This is a genomic window from Algoriphagus jejuensis, assembly GCF_039523455.1.
Taxonomy (GTDB): domain Bacteria; phylum Bacteroidota; class Bacteroidia; order Cytophagales; family Cyclobacteriaceae; genus Algoriphagus; species Algoriphagus jejuensis.
In genome coordinates this window covers 188,576-206,848 of record NZ_BAAAFI010000006.1, presented here as the reverse complement: position 1 = coordinate 206,848, position 18,273 = coordinate 188,576, and the positions used below count along the sequence as shown (strand labels likewise).

Below are 18,273 nucleotides of genomic sequence, written 5' to 3'. Positions count from 1 at the left end.
AAGTTGTTTCAAAAGGACATCATAATCCGTGGATTTTTCCATTTTTGAGGCCAAGCTCCGCCATTGATGTAAGTTGTCCTGTTTTTTACAAAAAAAACCGAACTTTGGTTCGGATCGCTAAGTTAGAGTTCCCAAACATACTTCACCCTTTCCGATGAAAAAACACTGCGTAGATCTGAATAAGACGGGACAGTTTTCGAGATTTTTTTTGGACTATATAGAAAATAAAGGGCAGTTGAGGCCATTCTACACTCACCTGCCCAAGTTGGAGAGTTTCCGGGAGGCGATAGCGACTAAAAAATTTTCGCTTGAAAACCGGGACATTCTTCATCAGACCTTGCAGCATCAATACGACGGTGTGGAGATTTCTGATAGCGTGGTGGAGAATATTGGATCTCTGCTCAGCGAAAAGACCTTCACAGTCACCACTGGGCATCAGTTAAACCTCTTCACGGGGCCGCTATACTTTATCTACAAGCTGGTTTCCACCATCAATTTGGCCAAGAAGCTGGCAGCCGCCTATCCTGAGTATCATTTTGTGCCAGTGTATTGGATGGCGACTGAAGATCATGACTTTGACGAGATCAACTATTTCAAGCTGGATGGGAAAAAACACCAATGGGCCAGCGATCAAAAAGGGGCAGTCGGGGATTTTAAGCTGGACGGAGCTTTTCAAGCACTTTTAAAAGAAGTGAATTTTGCGCCGGAGGTATTTCGGGAAGCTTACGGAAGCAGCAAAACTCTGGGAGAGGCAGTCCGAAAATATGTCAATGGCCTCTTTGGTGAGCAGGGGCTGGTCGTCGTGGACGGAAACGATAGGGCACTTAAGACGATCTTCAAGCAGGTCATCGACTCAGATTTGTTTGATCATGCACCTTTTGAGCAAGCTCAAAAAGCAAGTCAAGAATTGGAACAATTGGGATACAAGAGCCAGATTTTTCCCAGAGAGATCAACTTTTTCTATTTGGAAAATGGCCTTAGGGAACGGATAGAGCGAAGTGGCGAGGAATTTCAAGTCTTGAATTCGGACATCCGGTTTTCGGCAGAAGAGATGAAAGCGCTGATCGATTCCAATCCAGAGCGCTTCAGTCCAAATGTGGTGCTACGTCCCTTGTACCAGGAGATGATCTTACCCAACTTAGCTTACTTGGGAGGTCCGGCCGAAGTGGTATATTGGCTACAATTGAAGGGCGTGTTCGATAATTTTAGGGTTCCTTTTCCGATTGTTTTGCCCAGGAATTTTGCGCTGATTTTGGACGAGCCGGTTTTGAGAAAAATTGAAAAGCTGGAATGGAATACCGAAAACGTTTTTGGTGACTTCGAAATATGGAAAAAATCCTTCGTAGAGCAGCAGGCCACGACGGACTTTACGCTGAGCGAGGAGAAGGAGGCTATTTCTGAGCTTTTGGATAAAAGAGGAAGGGAGGCCGCGGGCTTGGAACAAAGTCTGGGGTCGGCATTTCAAGCTGGCAAAGTTCGAAGTCTGAAGATCATCGATCAGTTGGCTTCAAAATTGAGAAAGGCGGAGGAAAGAAAGCTACAGGTCGAGTTGGATCGGGCAAGGGCGGTGTTGGAGTTTGCTGCGCCCGGAGGAACACCGCAGGAGCGGGTTGTTAATATGATGCAATTTTACCTTGCTCGTCCGAGCTTGATCGATGACCTGCTGGCCTGCTTTGATCCACTGGATTTTAATATGATGGTGTTGGAATATCGATGAAAACAAAAAAAGATCTCCGCTCTGCTTACCGACAATTGCGAAAAGGCCTTCAGCCTGCTGTAATCGAAGCAAATTCTCAGGCAATCAACTTGCAATTTCTGACTTGGCTTGCAGACAAAAGTCACCTCCAGCATTTCCACCTGTTCTTTCCTATCGATCGTTTCAATGAGGTGAACACTTTTTACATCTTGGAGTCTTTGGAGCAAATGGAAAAGACGCTCTACACTTCGCAGGTGAATAAGGGTGAGACAGAACTAGAGACACTAAAACTTCCCAAAGAGGCGGCTTTTTTTCTCGATGAGTGGGGAATTCCGGTGCCCCAGGAATCTCTTAAAGTATCACCGGCCAAAATCGAAGTCGTATTTGTTCCTCTCCTGGCCTATGACCTGGCGGGAAACCGGGTTGGTTTTGGGAAGGGGTTCTATGATTCATTTTTGAGCAAATTGAATCCGGGCGTGATCAAAATCGGACTTAGCTTTTACGGACCCGAGGAGAGAATTCAACCAGATGCGCACGATGTACCCTTGGATTTTTGTTTTACTCCCGAAAAAGTTTTTACTTTTTGACAGTATCTAACCTGTCACCGTTTGAAAAAATCATTTTTATGCACCTTGGCCATTATTTGCATGGCCTTGATTCTTTATAGCTCCCCGGCTAAGGCCCAGCAAGGGTACTACAATACGATGGTTGGTGTCCGGGTCGGAACTTCCCTAGGCGGATCACTCAAGCGATTTGTCACAGATAATTCAGCAGTGGAGCTGATGGTTTTCAATCGATGGAAAGGATGGAACGTCGCACTGCTCTATGAATATCACATGGACATCCGGGAATTTCGTGGAATGGAATGGTATCTAGGAGGGGGAGCACACTACGGGAAGTGGACCAAAGACAAGGGGGAGCCGCCTTGGGTTAGCAAACCTACGCAGGATTACGGGGCCTTCGGGGTGGATTTTATAACGGGCTTGGAGCATAACTTTCACAATACGAATATCTATTTGAGTTTTGACTGGAAGCCCGCATATAATTTTGTGGATTTCACAGGTCTTTGGTGGGACGAGGCAGCCTTCACTCTTAAATATTCCTTTTAGAAATGAAAATCACGCAATAAATGGAACCAATTATTTCTATTTCTGCAAAAAATGTTGAAAAATGTTGATGAATTTGAACAGGATATTTGGGAAAAGACAAAAAGACAATTTTTCAAATTTGAAAATTCATTAGAAATGAAATTTTATTAATTTTTTAGGGCCAAAAAGCGAATATTATTCTTAAAAATTGAGAATTTAGGTGTTTTGAGACCCAAAAAATTTTTTTTTACAATTTTAAATTATTTTTCAATTTTGCTTTTTTGGGCATAGCGCGGAATATTATTCTGTCAATATTAACTTGCCGATACTTTTTGGTTAAAAATTGTTAACAAAGCGGGTTGCTACCAAATAATTCGACTTTCTCGCCGTTTGGACAAATTTTTTACCGCTTTTGAAATTATCAGATAATAAATTTTATTTACTGATATCAACTAAACTAAACACCTTATGAGAAAAGCTTTACTCTTGGTTGTTGCGCTTTTCACCATGATCCTCAGTAATGAGGTATCAGCGCAGCAACGGGTAATTACCGGAACGGTAATTTCCGAGGAAGACGGACTTGGGTTGCCAGGGGCAACAGTTCTCGTGAAAGGTACGACAGTGGGTACTACCACCGATCTGGATGGTAACTACTCCATCACCGTACCAGCGGGATCTGATGTCTTGATTTACTCTTTCGTGGGTCTCAAGACCCAGGAAGAGGCGATCGGCAATCGATCCGTAGTCAACATCACCCTGACGACTGACGCGTCGCAACTATCCGAAGTGGTAGTCACTGCGATCGGTATCGAAAGGGAAAAGAAGGCACTGGGTTACGCCGTAACATCAGTGGGCAACGAGCAGCTGGAGAATCGTCCGGAGGCTGACGTAGCACGAGTACTACAAGGAAAAGTACCAGGGGTTAACATCACCTCAACCAATGGTATGTCCGGATCCGGTACTAACATGGTAATCCGCGGCTACTCTTCAGCTACTGGATCTAACCAGCCGCTGTTTGTAGTGGATGGCGTGCCGTTCAACACGGGCACCAACTCACAAAACGGTTTCTCCACCGGCGGTGCAGCGACTTCTTCCCGATTTTTGGATATTGATCCAAACAACATCGAGAGCATGTCTGTACTGAAAGGTCTCTCTGCGACCGTACTTTATGGTGATCAAGGCCGCAACGGGGTTATCCTGATCACTACCAAGTCTGGTGCATCCAAGAGAAAAGCAGGCGAAGTGACGGTCAATCAGTCTTTCTTTACCAATGAGGCGGCATCATTGCCAACTTATGGTCAGATCTACGGTAATGGTTTCCAGCAGGGAAATGGATTCTTCTTCTCAAACTTTGGAGGTAGAATGGATCTGGGGACGACTGTACTACATCCGTATGCTACATCTTCTGTAGCCGCGGTTCGCGATGCGTTTCCTGAATTTAGAGACGATGCGCTTGTTTCTCCAACTAATCCAAGAGGCGCTATTCCTTACGAATACAAAGCGTACGCGGATCCTTCTGAGATTTTCTTCCGCACTGGATTGGTATCCAATACTTCGGTGCAAGTTGCTGGCGGATCTGACAGAACGGGCTTCAGCGCAAGTTTTGGTTACACCAAAGATGAAGGGTATGTTCCTGGAAACGAGCTGGATAAATTCAATTTTGGGTTGGGCATAAATTCTGCGATATCAGATAAGTTGTCGGTGAACTCGTCCTTTACCTTTGCAATTACCGATTTGCAGTCCCCTCCGGTCAATGCATCCTCAGGTTCTGGTAGTGCTATTCCATCTGTATTCGGACACGTGTTGTTTACACCACGGTCGGTAGATTTGGCAGGTCTTCCTTATGAAAACCCAATCGACAAAAGCTCGGTCTATTATAGAGGTGGCAATGATATCACCAATCCAAACTGGTTGGTGAAGTACTACACCAATACCTCCGATGTAAAACGATTCTTCAATTCCACGTCGGTTAACTATGATATCAACGATGACTTTTCGGTAACCTATCGGCTAGGTCTGGATACGTATTCAGAATTGCAGGAAGTGAGATACAACAAAGGTGGCGCGACTTCGGACTTGACCACTAGAAATGGCTACTACCGATCTATTAACATCAACAATACGATCTGGAATCAGGATCTGATCTTGAACTGGAAGAAGGAAATCAGCGACAAGTTTGGTATGAGTGCGTTACTGGGAGGAAACTCTCGCTATGATACCTATGATCAAAACGGTATAGCATCACAGGGACAGCTGGCCTTCGGTTTGTTTAGGCATTCCAATTTCCAGACCTCAGCGAACACCGATGCGTATTCTGGAAACGCATTGAACTATACGCAAGAAGAGAGAAGATATGGTATCTATGCCAACGTGACTTTGGATTACGATGACTACCTCTTCTTTAACCTTTCTGCCAGAAATGATTGGACTTCTACGGTAGAGAAAGAGAACCGCAGCATCATGTATCCAGGTGTATCGGTGTCCTTCATTCCTACCACGGCATTTGATTGGAGTTCTTCCACTTTGAATGATTTGAAACTGAGACTGGGTTATGGTACCTCAGCAGGTTACCCTTCACCTTATAGCACGCGTAATGTATTGGCTCAGTCTGCCAGAGCATTCGATGTAAACGGACAGGTAACTACAACGCATGCGGTATCCAACACACTGGGTAATCCAAACCTGAAGCCAGAACTTCATGGGGAGTTGGAGTTTGGTGTAGAAGGTGTCATGTTCAATAATAAATTGAGATTTGACATCTCTTTATACGAAAAGAATACCAAGGATTTGATCACCAGATCTCCTATTGACCCGGCTACTGGATTTACGACTACCGCGATTAACATCGGCAAGATCAGAACTAGAGGTGCAGAGTTACAGGCTACAGTAACACCAATCTCTACTGCATCAGGTTTTGAGTGGAATTCTACCATCAACTGGTCCAAGTATGAAAGTGAAGTGATAGAACTTGGTGGTGGTTTGGAAGAGGTAGTTGTAGCAGGCTATACTACACTTGGTAACTTCGCGATTCCAGGTCAGCCTTTCAACGTGATCAAAGGTATCGGTTTCGACCGTGATCCTGCGACAGGACAGCCGATTATCCTTTCCAATGGTATTCAAAAGCAAACTTCGGAGCTTGTCGTGTTAGGTGATCCTAACCCAGCTTGGAATGGCTCGTGGATTAACTCCTTCTCATACAAAGGTCTCACTTTCAACTTTATGTTGGAATACAGACATAAGGGTGCGGTGTACTCTAACACAGTTACTGCAACTCTCGCCCGTGGGGTGACAAAGGATCCAGATGCGGATAGAGAGATGACTTTCATCATGCCAGGTGTGAGACAGGATGGAAACAATGCCGATGGAACTCCTAAGTACATTCCAAACGACTACCAAGTTTCTGCATCTGACTACTTCTTCTCCGGCTACCAGAGTGGAAATGACGAGCCAAACGTATTCGACGGGTCTATGGTCCGCTTGAGAGAAATCTCTCTTGCCTATCAATTGCCAAATACGCTCATGGCAAAGACTCCATTCAAGAGAGCTTCTATTGCCCTAAGCGGTACAAACCTTTGGTTTCTAGCACTTAACTTCCCTCCAAACATGAACTTTGATGTGGATGTATTGGGTACTGGTGTAGGCAACGGTCTTGGATTTGACTTCGTGACTGGACCTAGCTCAAAGCGAATGGGTGGAACGTTAACCCTTACTTTCTAACCCTAAATGGATATGAAAATGAAAAGATTTATATATGGCTTGACAGCTGCGACTACTTTGTTATTTGCGACGTCTTGCGATGAGAAATTGGATGAACTGCTGGATAGCCCAAATGCAGTTACTGCAGAGACAGCATCTCCGGATTTCCTGCTCAATAGAATCCAATTGGATTACAAGGATCTGTGGTATGGAGTGTCAGATGATGGGGCTAGACTTACTCGTCAGATCAACCAAGGTTCTGCCCTCTATAGTAATGCTTATACCGCTATTGAAACTAATGGGTATTGGACAGATGGTTATTCAAATATCTTGGCAGATGTCAAGTTCCTGGAGCCATTGGCTGAAGAAGCGAACTTTCAACGTCACTTAGGTATCGCTAAAACGATCAAGGCAATGGTCTTGTTTGACTTGGTAGATTCGTATGGCGATGTCCCGTACACAGAGGCTATTGATGCCAGTAATTTTAGTCCTAAAACAGACTCGGGTAAGTCAGTTTATGACGCTGCCTTTGCCCTGTTGAACGAAGCTGCAGGTCATTTTACTGCGCCTACTGCAGGTGCGCCAAATGATTACTTCTACAGCAGGAATTATACACGTTGGATCAAATTGATCAACACCTTGAAGCTTCGTTATTTCTTGAATACTAAACTTGTGGACGCTGCTGGCGCTAAATCGGGTATCAATGCATTGATTGCAGAAAATAACATGATAGGCACAGGCGATGACTTCGTTTTCCGTTTTGGTACGACTGCGGCAGATCCAGATTCCAGACATCCAAAGTTTGCAGGACAGTATACTTCAGGGGGCGGGGACTACCAATCAACCCATTTTATGCACCATTTGACGGTCGAAAAAGGGTTTGATGATCCACGAGTGAAATATTACATGTATCGTCAGGTGCTGACCAATACCACCAATGTAGATGAGCAGGAATGTGTGTCTCAAATCGCGCCTCCGCACTATTTGGTAGGCAGTTTCCCGTATTGTAATCCTGCTGGGAACAAAGGATACTGGGGTAGAGATCACTTGGATCCGGATGGAATTCCACCAGATGGGTTGAAAAGAACCGCTTATGGAGTCTATCCAGCTGGAGGTCGTTTTGACAACAACAGTGGAGTTCCGGTAAACAATCCAGCTTTGGGAGCTAAGGGACAAGGTATTCATCCGATCATGCTCGCATCTTATGTTGACTTTATGTTAGCAGAGGCTGCACTTACATTGGGTACTACCGGCGATGCTAAAACCTACTTGACTTCTGCTTTGACCAAAAACATCAATTATGTAAGATCGTTTGCATTGGCATCTGCAGAAAGTGCTGTTGTTCTTAGCTCGATTACAAATGATCAGCATGCGACTCAAAGAGATAGCTATATAGCCTATGTTGGAGGACAATTTGATGCAGCAGCAACAGCTGACGCAAAGATGAATGTGATTGGTCTTGAGTATTGGTTAGGTCTCTACGGTAACGGTAAAGAAGCTTATAATCTTTACAGAAGAACAGGTAAGCCAGCAAAGTTGCAGCCTGGCTTGGAAGCTGATCCAGGGGTGTTTGTGAGATCATTCCTGTATCCTAACAATTACATGGTGACGAACACAAATGCTGTCCAAAAGGCGAATGTGGGAGTGCAGGTTTTCTGGGATACGAACCCAGGATCACCATGGATTTATTAACTGATAAAGAAAGAGACAATGAAAAAGTTAAGATATAGTTTTGGGCTGCTTGCATTAGCGCTCATCTTTCTGAGTTCTTGTAGAGATACTGTGGAACCTAACATTCCATATAGTACGTTTGATACTGGTGCTTATTTGAGAACTATTGCACGTACCAGTGTTGATTTTCAGCTCGCCGACCTAGGTAAATCGACCTTTGCGTTGACCTTGGAGGCTGTGGATATCGAAGACGGGGCGACGGTTGAGACGGTTGAGATTATGGTGAGACATCGTCGTCTAATCACAGGGGTAGGCCTTGAGTATACTCCTAAAGGAGGCGATGCCAAAGTGAAGACTTTGAGCGCATCGGATTTCGCGGCGAATGCAGATTCGAGATTCCTTCGTACGTCTTTTGTTATCACTGCTGCGGAAGCGCTTGCTGCTGTAGGTTTGGATGCGGCCTACCTTAAAAAAGGAGATGTTTTCGAATTCCGGTTGATTCTTAATGACAAAAAAGGAAGAAGTTTCAATTCGAGTAATGTAACAACTAACGTTGCTGGTGCTGTTTTCTACGATTCTCCTTTCCAATATTTTGTTGATGTAGAATAAGGATCGCAAACAATTCGTATTTGTACTTAAAAGCAGTGCCATTTGGCACTGCTTTTTTTTTGGGCAGTTTTTTGTTTTTTATATTTGTAAAGGCAAATAGGCAATTTTTTATTCCGGATCACAGGGCTTAGCTTTGTCCAGTTCTCAAATAATGAATGATGGATAAATTCTCCTTTATCGCAAATGCGCACGTCTCATATATCGATGAGCTTTACGCATCTTACAAAAATGAACCTGCTGCAATAGACCCAAGCTGGAAGGAATTTTTTGACGGGTTTGATTTCGCTTTGACCAACTATGGTGCCGAGGAAAACGGAAGCGGAAAACCCGAGCTGGCAACCAAGCCGGTACCTAAGAACGGTGCGTTGGCTACTCCCGGGACCATCATGGACATGGAACAACTTCCGAAGGAAATCAAAGTTCGTGCTTTGATCCACGCTTATCGCTCCAGAGCCCATTTGAAATCCAAAACCAATCCCGTCAGAGAGCGTCGAGACAGGAAGCCAATGGTCGATCCGGAGTATTTCGGGTTGGGTCAGGAAGATATGGCAACGGTGTTCCAGGCTGGCAATGAGATCGGAATCGGAACCGCTACCCTGACGGAAATCCTAGCTGCACTCAAGACGATCTACGAAGGCCCGATGGGTTTTGAGTATCTATATATACGCGATGCAGAAATGCTTGACTGGTTCAAAACCAAAGTCGAAAAGGAAGCGCTTGCCTTCAATCCTTCTCATGATGAGAAAAAGCGTATTCTTTTTAAATTGAACCAGGCGGTAGTTTTTGAAAATTTTCTTCACACCAAATATATCGGACAAAAGCGTTTCTCGCTTGAAGGTGGCGAAAGCACTATTCCTTTCCTTGACGCGGTGATCAACACTGCCGCGCAGTTTGGAGTGGAAGAGGTGATGATTGGTATGGCGCACCGTGGCCGGTTGAATGTCTTGGCCAACATTATGGGTAAGACCTATGAGCAGATCTTCTCAGAGTTTGAAGGTACAGCCAAGCCGGACTTGACCATGGGCGATGGGGATGTGAAGTATCACATGGGCTATTCGTCTGACATTGTCACTCCTGAAAACAACAAAGTTCACTTGAAGCTTGCTCCAAACCCTTCCCACCTGGAAGCGGTAAATCCGGTAGTCGAAGGCTTCATGCGTGCCAAGATTGATCATGCCTACAAGCATGACGCGACCAAAGCCCTACCAATCCTGATCCATGGAGACGCTGCAGTCGCTGGTCAAGGCATCGTGTATGAAGTCACACAGATGGCAGGCTTGAAAGGTTACAATACAGGTGGAACCATCCACTTTGTGATCAACAATCAGGTAGGCTTTACCACGGATTTTGACGATGCCAGAACGTCCATTTATTGTACGGACGTTGCCAAGATCATCGATGCACCAGTGATCCACGTGAATGGTGACAATGCTGAAGCCGTAATATTTGCTTCCAGACTAGCCGCAGAATTCCGCCAAAAATTCAGTAAGGATATTTTTGTGGATATGGTCTGCTACAGACGTCATGGTCACAATGAGTCCGATGAACCTAAATTCACTCAGCCCGAGCTTTACAATATCATCTCTAAGCACCCAAACCCAAGAGAGATCTACGTCAAGAAATTGACTGATCGTGGGGATTTTGATGCGAAGATCGCCGCGCAAATGGACGAGGAGTTTCGTCAGCTGCTCCAAGATCGTCTGAACATGGTCAAAGAAAATCCGCTTCCTTACCAAGCGACCAAGTTTGAAAGAGAGTGGGCAAACCTGAGAAGATCTACGTCGGCAGATTTTGAAAAGTCTCCCGATACAAGCATCTCAGCCGATGCCATCCAAAAGGTGGCCGATGCCTTGACTTTTATCCCGAAAGGCTTCAAGCCGATCAAGCAGATCGAAGCGCAGATGAAACAGCGGAAGGACATGTTCTTTGAAACCAAAGAACTGAACTGGGCTTCTGCCGAATTGCTGGCCTATGGATCCTTGCTCTTGGAAGGAAAGACCGTGAGACTTACCGGCCAGGACGTGCAGCGAGGAACTTTTTCTCATAGACATGCGGTGATACACGATGCAAACACCAATCAGCCTTACAACTCTCTTCGTGAGATGAAGGACAGAAAGGGGCCTTTCTACATCTACAATTCCCTGCTTTCGGAGTATGCTGTATTGGGGTTTGAATACGGATACGCCATGGCCAATCCTCATTCTTTGACCATCTGGGAAGGACAATTCGGCGACTTTGCCAATGGAGCACAGACGATGATCGACCAGTTCATTTCATCCGGAGAATCCAAATGGCAGAAAATGAACGGCTTGGTGATGCTGCTTCCACATGGCTACGAAGGCCAGGGGCCGGAGCACTCCAATGCCCGTCCTGAGCGCTTTCTCCAGCTTTCGGCCGAATACAACATGGTCGTAGCGAACATCACCGAACCTTCTAACTTTTTCCACATGCTCAGAAGGCAGCTGGCTTGGGAGTTTAGAAAGCCATGCATCGTTATGTCTCCAAAGTCACTTTTGAGACATCCAAAAGTAGTATCTCCTATTTCCGAATTTACCTCTGGTGGATTCAGAGAAGTGCTTCCTGATACGACCGTTCTAGCCAGCGACGTGAAGCGCGTGGTACTTTGCTCTGGAAAAATCTATTACGATCTAGAAGAAGCGCGTGAAAAAGAAAAGATCAAAAATGTCGCGATCGTTAGAATAGAGCAGCTTCACCCACTTCCTAAAACACAGATCCTTGACCTTTTGAAGTCATACCAGGGAGCTGAAGTCGTTTGGGTACAAGAAGAGCCGGAAAACATGGGCTATTGGAATTACCTCTTGAGATTGCTTTACAAGGAGCTTCCGATGAATCTCATTGCCCGTAAGCCGAGTGCTTCTCCAGCCACGGGATATAACAAAGTCCACGTGGAAGAGCAGAAAAACATTGTTTCTCAGGCGCTGAAAATCTAATCTTGAACACTGCCCCGGCTTTGTCCGGGGTGGTTTTTTTTATAAAAAATCATTCTTAACCTCCTTCCAAAATAACCCGAAGGGAAAAACATAAGACCATGAGCAAAGAAATGAAAGTGCCCACCGTGGGAGAATCCATCTCTGAAGTCACCGTTGGGCAATGGTTTAAAAAGGACGGAGACTCCGTGCAGCTGGACGAGATCATCTGCGAACTGGAATCCGACAAAGCAACTTTTGAATTTCCATCCGAAGCGGCTGGTATCCTGAAAATAGTAGCCCAAGAGGGTGACACCGTCGAGATCGGCGGCTTGATCTGTGTGATCGAAGAGTCTGAAGGCGCTTCGGCATCTGCCCCGGCTCCCGCTGCTGAAGCCCCTGCTGCGGCGGCAAAAGCTGCTCCAAGCGGTGAGGTAAAGGAGATGATCGTCCCTACTGTGGGCGAGTCCATCACCGAAGTGACCTTGGCAAATTGGATCAAGAAAGACGGCGATTTTGTGACCTTGGACGAGATCATCGCCGAGGTGGATTCTGACAAAGCAACTTTTGAACTTCCTGCCGAAGCAACCGGAATTCTGAGACAAGTGGCCAAAGAAGGCGATGTCCTCGAGATCGGCGGACTGATCTGCAAGATCGAAGTAACTGACGCCGCTCCGGCAGCAGCTTCTGCACCGGCATCCAGCCCTTCTGCAGCACCCGCGGCAGCCTCGCCTTCAGCTTCAACTTATGCGTCTGGACATGCGTCTCCGGCCGCTTCCAAGATTTTGGCAGAAAAAGGCATCCAATCCTCAGCAGTGTCAGGCTCAGGCAAGGACGGAAGAATCACCAAAGAGGACGCATTGGGTGCTCAAAAACCAGCTCCTGCGACACAGCCGGCCGCCGCTCCAGCAGCAAAAGCTGCCGAGGCTGCTCCAGCCGCTCCTGGCGCCAGAAACATGCGAAGAGAGAAGATGTCTTCTTTGAGAAAGACCGTTTCCCGTCGCCTGGTAGCTGTGAAAAATGAAACTGCCATGCTCACCACCTTCAACGAGGTGAACATGAAGCCAATCATGGATCTCCGATCCAAGTTCAAAGACCAATTCAAAGAGAAGCACGGTGTAGGCTTGGGCTTTATGTCCTTCTTCACCAAGGCCGTTTGCGTGGCTTTGAAAGAGTGGCCAAGTGTGAATGCTCAGATTGACGGCACCGAAATAGTGTTCAATGATTTTTGTGACATTTCCATCGCGGTATCCGCGCCGAAAGGCTTGGTGGTGCCGGTGATCAGAAATGCCGAAGCCATGTCATTTGACCAGATCGAAAAGGAAATCGTCAGACTTGCTGGCAAAGCCAGAGACAACAAGCTCTCCATCGAAGAGATGACTGGCGGCACCTTCACTTTGACAAATGGCGGGATCTTCGGGTCTATGATGTCTACACCGATCATCAATGCTCCACAGTCCGCTATCCTTGGAATGCACAACATTGTCGAGCGCCCGATGGCTGTCAACGGCGAGGTGAAAATCCTTCCGATGATGTACTTGGCGCTTTCTTACGATCACCGCATCATCGACGGCCGTGAGTCTGTCAGCTTCCTCGTTCGCGTGAAGCAGCTGCTCGAAGATCCGACGAGGTTGATGTTTGGAGTGTAAATAGTAGCTAGTATCTAGTACAAAGTATCAAGAAGGGGACGTATTCAATTGAGCTCATTGTTTACGTTCCCAATCTTGAAACAATAATATTTCAATTTAAAGTAAGAGCGAGTCTTGATACTTGCTACTCACTACTAAAATCTAAAATAATGTACGACGTCATAGTAATTGGTTCTGGGCCGGGTGGATATGTTGCAGCGATTCGCTGTGCGCAGCTTGGCATGAAGACCGCAATTGTTGAGAAATACTCAAGCCTCGGAGGAACTTGCCTGAATGTAGGCTGCATCCCTTCCAAGGCGCTTTTAGATTCCTCCGAGCATTACCACAATGCTGCCCATACCTTCAAAACCCACGGCATCAACTTGTCCAATCTGAGTGCGGATATCTCCCAGATGATCACGCGTAAGAATGATGTGGTGAAGCAAAATACGGATGGCATCCAGTATTTGATGAAGAAAAACAAGATCGACGTGCATCAGGGCTTGGGTTCATTCGCGAATGCAACCACTGTGAAAGTCACCAAAGATGATGGCACTTCCTCGGAAATCCAAGGCAAAAACATCATCATTGCCACTGGTTCCAAGCCTTCTTCATTGCCTTTTATCAAGCTGGACAAAGACCGGGTCATCACCTCCACAGAGGCCTTGAATCTGAAAGAAGTTCCAAAACACCTGGTCGTTATTGGCGGTGGTGTGATCGGATTGGAGCTCGGATCAGTATATGCAAGATTGGGAGCAAAAGTTTCCGTCGTTGAATTCATGGATTCCCTGATCCCGACCATGGATCGCACCATGGGCAAGGAGCTTCAGAAGTCTTTGAAAAAGATCGGTTTCGAATTCTATTTGAAGCACAAAGTGACTGCTGTCGAGAGCAAAGGCAACGAAGTCACGGTAAAAGCAGATAACGGTAAAGGCGAAACTGTGGAGATCAAAGGCGATTATGTCTTGGTATCCATCGGTAGAAAACCCTACACCGAGGGCTTGAATGCTGAGGCTGCCGGAGTAAAAATCACCGACCGAGGACAGATCGAAGTAAACGATCACCTACAAACCAACGTGCCAAACATCTACGCGATTGGCGACGTGGTGAAAGGCGCTATGCTCGCTCACAAGGCGGAAGAAGAAGGTGTTTTCGTAGCAGAAACCTTGGTTGGACAAAAGCCGCATATCAATTACAACCTGATCCCCGGTGTCGTCTATACTTGGCCGGAGGTTGCTGCGGTGGGATACACTGAAGAGCAGCTGAAGGAAAAAGGTGTCAAATATAAAACCGGCAAATTTCCTTTCATGGCTTCTGGCCGTGCAAGAGCTTCGATGGACACCGACGGTTTGGTCAAAGTACTGGCTGATGCCGAGACTGACGAAATCCTAGGCGTGCACATGATCGGCCCGCGAACTGCCGACATGATTGCCGAGGCAGTAGTGGCGATGGAATTCCGCGCTTCTGCAGAGGATATTTCCAGAATGTCCCACGCGCACCCGACCTATACCGAGGCTTTCAAAGAAGCTTGCTTGGCAGCAACTGACAATAGAGCACTGCACGTGTAAGACGAAACGATACCTATACGAAAAGGCCATCCCGAATCATTTGGGATGGCTTTTTCTTTTGTGCAAAATTGGCTTAATTCCGCCATGAAGTTCAAAATAGCCATCTTGGGTGCTGGAAATGTCGCCTGGCATTTGGCTCCAGCCTTGGAGGATGCGGGTCATGAGGTCACGGAAGTGTATGCCAGAGATTTGGGAAAAGCGACCCAAATTACCGAGCGGGTGTATTCCGCTGAACCTAAGGATAACCTTGATTTTTCGGAAAGCAAGGCTGAATTCTTTATCCTCGCGGTCAAGGACGACGCAATCTCAGAAGTTGCCGATGAGGTGATTTTGCCGGAGGGAAGCATCTTGGTTCATACTTCCGGTGCCATATCGTTGGACGTGTTGGGATATAGCTCGGCGAGCTATATGGGGATTCTGTATCCGCTTCAGTCTTTTACCAGGGGAAAAAAGATCGACATGGATGAGGTCCCCTTTTTGGTGGAATCGGATGACGAAGGAGCGCTTCAGAAATTGAAAAAGCTGGCAAAGAGCCTTTCTCCGCTGACTTACCTAGTTCGCTCCAGAGACCGAAAGGCGGTGCATGTGGCCGCGGTTTTTGCCAGCAATTTTACCAATCACATGATCCGGATCTCAGAGGAGATCATGAGGCGCCAAGGGCTGGACTTCGAGATGCTTAAGCCGCTGATCATCGAGACAATCTCAAAAAGCCTGCAAATCGGCGCGAAAAACGCCCAGACAGGCCCGGCCATTCGGGAGGACTACGAGACGATGGAGGAACATCATCGATTTCTGAACTTCAATGAGCAGATAGCCGAGATTTACCGCACGATTTCTCAGGACATTATCGACAGCTGATCAGTGATCCCAGCTGCCAAACTTTCCGTCTCGGTAATCTTGGTAAGCTTCTTGGATCTGCTCTTGGGTGTTCATCACAAATGGCCCTTGGGCGACCATAGGTTCATTAAACGGGGCGGCATGGCCAAAGATCAAGACCGAAACTTCGAGCGCTTCGATTTCGATTTTTTCATCGTCATTCGCGAACTCGACCAAGTTGCGAAACATCACCTCGGTTCCGTTTACTTTGAGCACTCCCCGTACCAGATAGCAAAACACGTTTTGATCCGCCGGAATCTTTCTTTCAAACGTTCCGCCTTGCTTCAGATATACCGTGCTCAGGGTAATCGGGAAATTTCCCTCAAAAGCACCTTTCACCCCATCCCATTCCCCAAACAGTTGCTGGATTTTCACCTTTCCCTTGTCTAGTTCAAAAGTCGGGATGCCATCTTTTTGAAGCCCGACGTAGCTAGGCTCTGTCATTTTTTTTGCTGCTGGCAGATTTAGCCAAAGCTGCAAAATCTCCAAGTCGCCGCCGTCTCGTTTGAATTCATCGCTTGAAACCTCTGCGTGGATCAGTCCACTTCCGGCAGTCATGTACTGTACTCCACCCGGTCCGATAACCGATTCATGGCCAGAAGAGTCTTTGTGCATGATGTCGCCTTTTAGGATAAAAGTCACCGTCTCCATGCCCCGATGCGGATGCGGACCAAAAGGCAAGCCTTGGTTTGGTGCTGGATAGGTCTGGAATCCGTGGTGATTCAGGAAGATAAACGGGTCGATTTGCTGCAGGCTTTGGGTCGGCATCGGACAGTAAGTCACCAGATCTGCTATGGGTCGATATTCTGCTTTATGAATTCTCTTGATGGTTTTCATGATCTTTCAAATTAAAATTTTTGGCACTAGAATGAATCCTATTCGAAAAGAAGCACTTCTCCCAGGATTCACTTGCCTCCAATTTGACGCAGTTCGAATAGATCCTTGCGTCGATCCTTCAGATTTTGAACGCTGCCAAATTCATTCAGTTCTTTGAGCAAGGATAAATCCACATCTGCAATCAAAGTCATTTCATTGTTCGGCGTAGCTTCTGCTTTGATCCCATTGCTGGGAAACGGAAAATCACAGGGCGTAATCACCATGGACTGGGCGTATTGCATGTCCATGTTATGGACTTTGGGAAGGTTTCCCACGCTACCAGCCATGGCGACATAGCATTCGTTTTCGATAGCCCGCGCCATCGCGCAGTTCCGAACTCTTGAGTAGCCATTTTGGGTATCAGTGAGGAAGGGGATAAAAAGAATGTTCACGCCCTGATCTGCCAGGATTCGACTGAGCTCAGGAAATTCGCAATCGTAGCAGATCAAGACACCGATTTTACCGCAATCCGTGTCAAATGCCTTCAGGCTGTTTCCTCCCCGCATTCCCCAAACTCTGGACTCCAGTGGCGTGATGTGGAGTTTTTCGTAGAAATCAATTGATCCGTCGCGTCGGCAGAGATAGCCCACATTATAGAGTTTGTCATCCTTTATCTTAGGCATAGAGCCGGTGATGATATTGATGTTGTACTCCACGGAAAGTCGCGAAAATCGTCTGACGATTTCGTCGGTGTATTTAGCCAATCCCCGTACCGCTTGGGCTTCGCTCAGGTGGTTGAACTCCGCCATCAGCGGGGCATTGAAGAGCTCAGGGAAAAGGGCAAAGTCAGAGCGATAGGCGGATACCGCATCCACAAAATATTCGGCCTGCTGCATCAGTTCGTCCAGATTCTCGTAGAGGCGCATTTGCCATTGGATCAATCCAAGTCTGACAATGGTCTTTTTTCGGGAAGCTCTTTTGTCAGGCTTTTGATAGTACACATTGTCCCATTCGAGTAGCACGGCAAAGTCACTAGAGGCGGTGTCACCTTCGAGGTAGTTATGGAGTATCCGCGCTGGATGGAAGTCGTTGGCCAACTGGAAATTCAAAACGGGATCGTGAATCTCCTTGAGCTTGACTCTTTCGAGGTACTCTTTTGGAGACATGGTAGCGGCATATTTGTGATAATTTGGAATCCGTCCGCCAAAGACGATGCCTTTCAGGTTCAGTTTTTCACAAAGTTCTTTCCGGTAGTCATACAGTCGCCTGCCCAATCTCAGTCCTCGAAATTCAGGTTTGATGAAAACATCGATCCCATAGAGCAAGTCGCCCTTGGTGTTGTGTTTGTCGAAGGTGAAATTGGACGTGATCCCTTTGTAGGTGTGCTCCCCTTCGAGCTGATCTTCATCCACGACGATGGACAGCGCGCATCCTGCGAGCTGATTGTTGATCCGAATGACGACTTGGCCTTCCGGAAATTTGTTCAAAAGAATTTGAATTTGATCTTCTCGCCAATAGGCTTCTGCCATAGTTGCATAGCTATCGACCATGGTGTCCTTCAGTTCTTGGTAGTCTGAAAGTTGGAGGTAGGAAAGTGAGATATTTTCGATTTGAGTATTATTCATGTTCTGTATTTCTGTGTGAGAAAATTTTGATTTAAGTCTGCTTGAACCTAATCGCGCAGAGTACAAAGTATTA

Annotated in this window: 12 protein-coding genes; 10 read left to right on the top strand and 2 right to left on the bottom strand. The window is 46.5% G+C overall.

The annotated features are described in order from the left end of the window. Positions 1-154: 154 nt before the first annotated feature. The 10 genes from bshC to ABD031_RS07795 all read left to right on the top strand — a co-directional run bounded on the left by bshC (position 155) and on the right by ABD031_RS07795 (position 15,741). Positions 155-1,717, top strand: coding sequence for a bacillithiol biosynthesis cysteine-adding enzyme BshC (gene bshC / locus ABD031_RS07840; protein WP_343850080.1), 1,563 nt, complete (start codon positions 155-157; stop codon positions 1,715-1,717). Then, positions 1,714-2,283 (top strand): 5-formyltetrahydrofolate cyclo-ligase, encoded by a 570-nt coding sequence (locus ABD031_RS07835; protein ID WP_343850078.1) that lies wholly within the window; start codon positions 1,714-1,716, stop codon positions 2,281-2,283. The genes bshC and ABD031_RS07835 overlap by 4 nt, the downstream gene beginning before the upstream one ends. Before the next feature lie 21 nt (positions 2,284-2,304). Next, the gene (locus ABD031_RS07830; RefSeq protein ID WP_343850076.1) at positions 2,305-2,805 is read left to right on the top strand and encodes a hypothetical protein; all 501 of its coding nucleotides are present in this window, start codon (positions 2,305-2,307) and stop codon (positions 2,803-2,805) included. A gap of 447 nt (positions 2,806-3,252) precedes the next feature. Beyond that, a complete protein-coding gene (locus ABD031_RS07825) occupies positions 3,253-6,501 on the top strand; it encodes a SusC/RagA family TonB-linked outer membrane protein (RefSeq protein ID WP_343850074.1) in 3,249 nt (1,082 codons plus the stop codon). Positions 6,502-6,513: 12 nt separating this feature from the next. Then, positions 6,514-8,172, top strand: coding sequence for a SusD/RagB family nutrient-binding outer membrane lipoprotein (locus ABD031_RS07820; protein ID WP_343850072.1), 1,659 nt, complete (start codon positions 6,514-6,516; stop codon positions 8,170-8,172). Between the two features lie 18 nt (positions 8,173-8,190). Beyond that, entirely contained in the window at positions 8,191-8,760 is a 570-nt protein-coding gene (locus tag ABD031_RS07815; protein ID WP_343850070.1) for a hypothetical protein, read from the top strand. A gap of 158 nt (positions 8,761-8,918) precedes the next feature. Beyond that, positions 8,919-11,711, top strand: coding sequence for a 2-oxoglutarate dehydrogenase E1 component (locus ABD031_RS07810; protein ID WP_343850068.1), 2,793 nt, complete (start codon positions 8,919-8,921; stop codon positions 11,709-11,711). 98 nt (positions 11,712-11,809) lie between these two features. Continuing rightward, the gene (odhB, locus tag ABD031_RS07805; protein ID WP_343850066.1) at positions 11,810-13,336 is read left to right on the top strand and encodes a 2-oxoglutarate dehydrogenase complex dihydrolipoyllysine-residue succinyltransferase; all 1,527 of its coding nucleotides are present in this window, start codon (positions 11,810-11,812) and stop codon (positions 13,334-13,336) included. 149 nt (positions 13,337-13,485) lie between these two features. Then, entirely contained in the window at positions 13,486-14,883 is a 1,398-nt protein-coding gene (gene lpdA / locus ABD031_RS07800; protein WP_343850064.1) for a dihydrolipoyl dehydrogenase, read from the top strand. Between the two features lie 84 nt (positions 14,884-14,967). Next, the gene (locus ABD031_RS07795) at positions 14,968-15,741 is read left to right on the top strand and encodes a Rossmann-like and DUF2520 domain-containing protein (protein WP_343850062.1); all 774 of its coding nucleotides are present in this window, start codon (positions 14,968-14,970) and stop codon (positions 15,739-15,741) included. On the opposite strand, the gene ABD031_RS07790 is transcribed toward ABD031_RS07795, so the two are convergent. Then, positions 15,742-16,596, bottom strand: a complete 855-nt coding sequence (locus ABD031_RS07790) for a pirin family protein (RefSeq protein ID WP_343850061.1) — start codon at positions 16,594-16,596, stop codon at positions 15,742-15,744. A gap of 68 nt (positions 16,597-16,664) precedes the next feature. Further along, positions 16,665-18,200 (bottom strand): carbon-nitrogen hydrolase family protein, encoded by a 1,536-nt coding sequence (locus ABD031_RS07785; RefSeq protein ID WP_343850059.1) that lies wholly within the window; start codon positions 18,198-18,200, stop codon positions 16,665-16,667. Positions 18,201-18,273: the final 73 nt, after the last annotated feature.

Bases quoted from the DNA above. Each gene is read 5' to 3' on its own strand.
- bshC (WP_343850080.1), top strand. From the start codon at position 155: ATGAAAAAACACTGCGTAGATCTGAATAAGACGGGACAGTTTTCGAGA.
- ABD031_RS07835 (WP_343850078.1), top strand. From the start codon at position 1,714: ATGAAAACAAAAAAAGATCTCCGCTCTGCTTACCGACAATTGCGAAAA.
- ABD031_RS07825 (WP_343850074.1), top strand. From the start codon at position 3,253: ATGAGAAAAGCTTTACTCTTGGTTGTTGCGCTTTTCACCATGATCCTC.
- ABD031_RS07820 (WP_343850072.1), top strand. From the start codon at position 6,514: ATGAAAATGAAAAGATTTATATATGGCTTGACAGCTGCGACTACTTTG.
- ABD031_RS07815 (WP_343850070.1), top strand. From the start codon at position 8,191: ATGAAAAAGTTAAGATATAGTTTTGGGCTGCTTGCATTAGCGCTCATC.
- ABD031_RS07810 (WP_343850068.1), top strand. From the start codon at position 8,919: ATGGATAAATTCTCCTTTATCGCAAATGCGCACGTCTCATATATCGAT.
- odhB (WP_343850066.1), top strand. From the start codon at position 11,810: ATGAGCAAAGAAATGAAAGTGCCCACCGTGGGAGAATCCATCTCTGAA.
- lpdA (WP_343850064.1), top strand. From the start codon at position 13,486: ATGTACGACGTCATAGTAATTGGTTCTGGGCCGGGTGGATATGTTGCA.
- ABD031_RS07795 (WP_343850062.1), top strand. From the start codon at position 14,968: ATGAAGTTCAAAATAGCCATCTTGGGTGCTGGAAATGTCGCCTGGCAT.
- ABD031_RS07790 (WP_343850061.1), bottom strand. From the start codon at position 16,596: ATGAAAACCATCAAGAGAATTCATAAAGCAGAATATCGACCCATAGCA.
- ABD031_RS07785 (WP_343850059.1), bottom strand. From the start codon at position 18,200: ATGAATAATACTCAAATCGAAAATATCTCACTTTCCTACCTCCAACTT.